At 69.7% G+C, this 1,382-nt stretch carries 1 protein-coding gene and 2 pseudogenes; 1 reads left to right on the forward strand and 2 read right to left on the reverse strand.

Annotated elements, in window-relative coordinates:
- Window positions 1–233, reverse strand: a pseudogene (locus tag ELR45_RS35140) (hypothetical protein); the annotation flags it as partial.
- 199 nt (window positions 234–432) lie between these two features.
- Between ELR45_RS35140 and pyrE the strand changes: the two are divergent.
- Window positions 433–972: an orotate phosphoribosyltransferase gene (gene pyrE, locus ELR45_RS13520; protein WP_129666826.1), complete on the forward strand. Its 540-nt coding sequence runs from the start codon at window positions 433–435 to the stop codon at window positions 970–972.
- Window positions 973–1,003: 31 nt separating this feature from the next.
- Here the strand turns inward: pyrE and ELR45_RS35145 are convergent.
- A pseudogene (locus tag ELR45_RS35145) lies at window positions 1,004–1,382 on the reverse strand (pyridoxamine 5'-phosphate oxidase family protein); the annotation flags it as partial.

The following is a 1,382-nucleotide window of genomic DNA, read 5'->3' on the forward strand; positions in this document are numbered from 1 at the left end:
AGGAGCGGGCCGGCCGTGCCGTGCCCAACGACGACGATCGGGTCGTCCAGCGCCGCCGTGTTCAGCTGCTGCGCGACGGACGCCAGCCACCCGACGCTGAACGGCGGTCCGTCGCTCCGGTCCACAGGTGCCGTGCTCGGGACCTCCGCCTGACGGAGCTCGGCGACGAGGGGTCCCCACCAATCGGGCGGATCGAGCGGTCCGCTTGCCAGTACCAAGACGCCGGGTCTCATCCCTCCACTCTGCCGTACCAAGACCGACCGTGTGGCGGCCAGGTGCCACCTCGACGAAGAGATTGCGATTCCGACGTCGTCTATGCCGATCTGGAGGCCGAACCGGCCTCGGACCGAGGCCGGTGGCATCGAAGTCGATCCGCTCACGGTCTGGAGCTGTGGCTCCATGCCCTGGAGTTGTGGCCTACGCTCGTGGATTGTGAATGCGCGGGATGAACTCAGACAACAGATCAACCAGAAAGCCATCGTGCACGGCACCGTGGTGCTGTCGTCGGGCAAGGAGGCGGACTACTACGTCGATTTGCGGCGGATCACGCTCGACGGTGCGGCCGCGCCGCTGGTCGGCGAGGTGATGCTGGACGTGACAACGGGCTTGGAGTACGACGCCGTCGGCGGCCTCACCCTGGGCGCCGACCCGGTGGCGACGGCGATGATGCATGCCGCGTACCGGCGCGGGCAGCGCCTGGACACGTTCGTCGTCCGTAAGGGCGAGAAACAGCATGGCCTGCGCCGCCAGATCGAAGGGCCGGGCGTCGAGGGCCGCCGGGTGCTCGCGGTAGAAGACACATCGACGACGGGCGGCAGCGTGTTGACCGCGGTCGAGGCGCTGCGCAGCGCTGGCGCGGACATCGTCGCAGTGGCAGTGATCGTCGACCGGGACACCGGCGCGCGGCAGCGGATCGAGGCGGAGGGGCTGGAGTACCGCGCCGCGTACGGTGCCTCCGAGCTGGACCTCTAGCGCTTCGGGCGGTCGTACCGTGCCGGAAGGATCATCCGGCGAGGGCGCGGCGGCACGCCTTCTCCAGACGCCGTTGCCGCTGTAGCCGTTGCCAGACCCCGGGAACCGGCTCCAGGGTGGTGCGCTCGGGGTGTTCCTGGACGTGCAGGACGCCGTCCCGCAACCGGCCCCGGGTGACCCATGGTGTCCAACGTTCCAGGTCAGGTACGGAGAAGTCGTGCCCGAGCAGGGCCGCCGGCCCGTCCGGCAGCGTCCGATCGGTCAGGCTGAAGAGCCGTAGCTGATCTCTACGCGTGCTCCGTCCGGAACCAAGGCCGGCAACGGGACGAACGGTGCCGTGTCGCTCCGCCGTACCGCCGGCCGCGCGAGGCTTGTGCCCCGCATCCCGGACGGTGTCGACCAGCAGGTCG

It is taken from the genome of Phytoactinopolyspora endophytica, from assembly GCF_004138495.1.
GTDB lineage: Bacteria > Actinomycetota > Actinomycetes > Jiangellales > Jiangellaceae > Phytoactinopolyspora > Phytoactinopolyspora endophytica.